Source organism: Fulvimarina thalattae (assembly GCF_040239565.1).
GTDB lineage: Bacteria > Pseudomonadota > Alphaproteobacteria > Rhizobiales > Rhizobiaceae > Fulvimarina.
In genome coordinates, this window is the sequence record NZ_JBEHWS010000053.1 from 1 (window position 1) to 2,661 (window position 2,661).

The 2,661-nt window shown below is 56.0% G+C and carries 3 protein-coding genes and 1 pseudogene; 2 read left to right on the forward strand and 2 right to left on the reverse strand.

Translation table 11 applies throughout. The features are described from left to right. Positions 1-88: transposase (locus ABRA89_RS20275; protein WP_349943317.1), on the reverse strand; the 88-nt coding region annotated here is incomplete at its 3' end. 141 nt (positions 89-229) lie between these two features. On the opposite strand from ABRA89_RS20275, the gene ABRA89_RS20280 reads away from it, so the two are divergent. Continuing rightward, positions 230-1,414, forward strand: coding sequence for a hypothetical protein (locus ABRA89_RS20280; RefSeq protein WP_349943315.1), 1,185 nt, complete (start codon positions 230-232; stop codon positions 1,412-1,414). After that, the gene (locus ABRA89_RS20285) at positions 1,411-2,172 is read left to right on the forward strand and encodes a PoNe immunity protein domain-containing protein (protein ID WP_349943316.1); all 762 of its coding nucleotides are present in this window, start codon (positions 1,411-1,413) and stop codon (positions 2,170-2,172) included. The genes ABRA89_RS20280 and ABRA89_RS20285 overlap by 4 nt, the downstream gene beginning before the upstream one ends. 35 nt (positions 2,173-2,207) lie before the next feature. Here the strand turns inward: ABRA89_RS20285 and ABRA89_RS20290 are convergent. Beyond that, positions 2,208-2,381: pseudogene (locus tag ABRA89_RS20290) on the reverse strand (IS630 family transposase); the annotation flags it as partial. Between the last annotated feature and the right edge of the window lie 280 nt (positions 2,382-2,661).

Below are 2,661 nucleotides of genomic sequence, written 5' to 3' on the forward strand. Positions count from 1 at the left end.
TGCGGCAGAGCTCGGCCACCGGCACCCCGGCCTCCTGCTCCTTCAAGATACCGATGATCTGCTCCTCGGAAAAACGACTGCGCTTCATGTCCTGGTCCTCTCGGTAGGCCAGAACGAACTTCAAACTGGATTAAGCCAAGGGGGCAACGTCATATGGGATGCAGCTAAAACCGCTGCCGACGACTATTCCTTACCTTTCGTCGGAGCCGCGCTGCTTCAAAGAAAACGTTTGGAGCTGATCGCTAAACAAAATGTTGCCAGTTGGTTTGGAAGAGATGCCGGCTTTGCGGACGACATCGAAAATCTTGATCGACGCATTCGCGACAGTGTGGCCGTCGATGTCAATCAGGTCTCTCAAGCAAGTAAATATGCAAAGGCCGGTCTGGAAGGGCTGACGACGAACACGGTCCTGCCTGACTACCAGGCCGACACATCATGGGAAGACCGATCGATTGCACGCACGCAGGCAACCGTCGATGCAAGGCAGGCCAAAGTCGGCGCCGCGCTCGATAAGATCTGGAACGCCATTCAGGACGCCGCTCTCCAGCGCTATAATCAGTTTTTGTCGGATTGGGACAAAGGTGGCCTCGACTATGCTCTCGGCACGCTTGGGGTCGATGGGGCATTCCTGGCTGTCGAAGCGGCGATAACCGCGGCTGCAGCAGCATTGACTGCGGGGGCCGGCGCGGTCGCGTTGCGAGTGTCGGTCAAGGTCGTTGGTGAAGTGGCAGAGGTCGCCGGTCGTGGGACGCGTCGACTGGCCGTCACGTTCAAGCGGGCTGGTGGAGGTGCCGGCAAGAGTGGTTCTTTCCAGGTGTCCGAGGCGGCAGTCGTTCGTCATGCCAAAGAACACGACGGCTTTGGCGACGACCATGCGGGGGTCCCGCGTTCAAGTCACGAAAACAGAAAGGACCCGGGTGGGCCTACTGGGGCTTCTGATCCCCCCGGTGTGCGACGGGCGCCCGATGGGGAAGCCATGGTCCAGGACCCGAAGACCGGGGAATGGAAGCCGGTCTCTCAGGTGTCGAACAATGCCAAAGGAAATTTTGGAGAGGTTATGGCCGACCGCTATATGGCGGAACAGGGCTATGAGAAAATCGACGGACCCATGGCGCAAATGGGTGATAAAGGCCATCAGGGTATTGACGGGGTCTACTATAAGCAGGGCGGCGATCCGGCTTATGTTGTGGCCGACGCGAAGTATGGATCCGCCGGCTTGGGCAGACTGAAAGATGGTACCCGGCAGATGTCTCCGTCGTGGGTGAGGGATAGAATAGAGAATTCGGTAGGAGAAGAGGAAGCGTTTTTGATACAGATGGAAGGATATAAGCCTCTCTTGCTAAAGGTCGATAAATATGGCGCCGTCGACGAGAGGAGTCTAGAAAATGTTTCGTGGAGAGATGCTGAAAAATGAGAGATAAGATAAAAAATAGTCAGTATTTTGAAAGTTTTATTGACAAAAAAATAAGTTTTTTACATCGTTACATCGAAGCGTATAGCGATGAATCGCTCGAGTTTAAAAAGAGACTAGGTTTTGCGTATGATTTTTTTCGCAATCGATGTCATATCGCTGTTGCTTCGTACTCTGCTGGTGCCTCCGTGTCCGATGTCCGCGAACAAAGCATAGCAGCCATCGACGCGCTTCAGGTGTTCGTCGAATTGGGTCAGCAGGACAGGGAGTATTTTCTTTACGGCGACGGCGGCGGCTACTCCGGTGGCTTCGACATGTGGTATCGGCTGCTGGCCTGGTGCATCCTGTTCGACCTGCCGCGTGAGAAGACCGACATCGTGCTCGACTACCTCGTCCTCCAGATGAGCAATCCCGAGCATGCCACAGACGCTTTGGCGAACAAGTTGATCAAGGCGTTGGGCTATCCAGGCCAAGACGAGACGGACCATCTTCTGTGGCCTGAGGCCTATGCGCCGCTTTACGAATGTTTCAAGCAGGCCGACGTCTATCCTGAGCGCCAGTTACAGGCTTTCATGAAGGACTGGTATCACAATATGTCTGACACGTACTGGTACGAGAATCACAAGGGCAGGCACGACACCTACTTCGGCTATTGGTGCTTCGAGGCGGCTGCGGTTGCGAAGATTCTGAATATAGATGACGCCGCGCTGAAGGACCATCCGAACTATCCGTATGACGCTCGGCATGGAATGAAGTCATAGGGTTTTCGGACGTGGCGAGACGCTCCGGCTCCGGCTCTTAGCGTCTGCCGGTCCATGCCGGCAGCTTCAGCCGCCTCCGCCCGGCTCATGCCCGAGAGTGCATTCGCAGGCGGCAGCAAGCGGCCCGCGGTTCGTCCATTCTTCTCGCGACGGGCCAGAGCCCGAAGCTGATCGGCCAAAAGATCGTCTCGAATGATCAACCCTGGCATCGGCTCGTGGACGTCTCCGGAAACTGGCGGTTTTGGCGGTGATCTGATTCACTGACGTCGTGGTGGTCGGGAGGATCGGATGCCGGGTCAGTTTGGATTTTGGGACGTTTCGGATCGGCTGTCTCAGCTCTCTAAACAGGGCGATCCGCTTGAGAAGCTGGACGCCTCTAAAAACCTCCCTTTTCTCCGCGTTCTATGATTCCATCCGCCTGATCGAGATCGGGAGGATGGGATGCGTGGTCAGCCTGGGTTTTGGGATGTCGACGAGCGGTATGGCCGC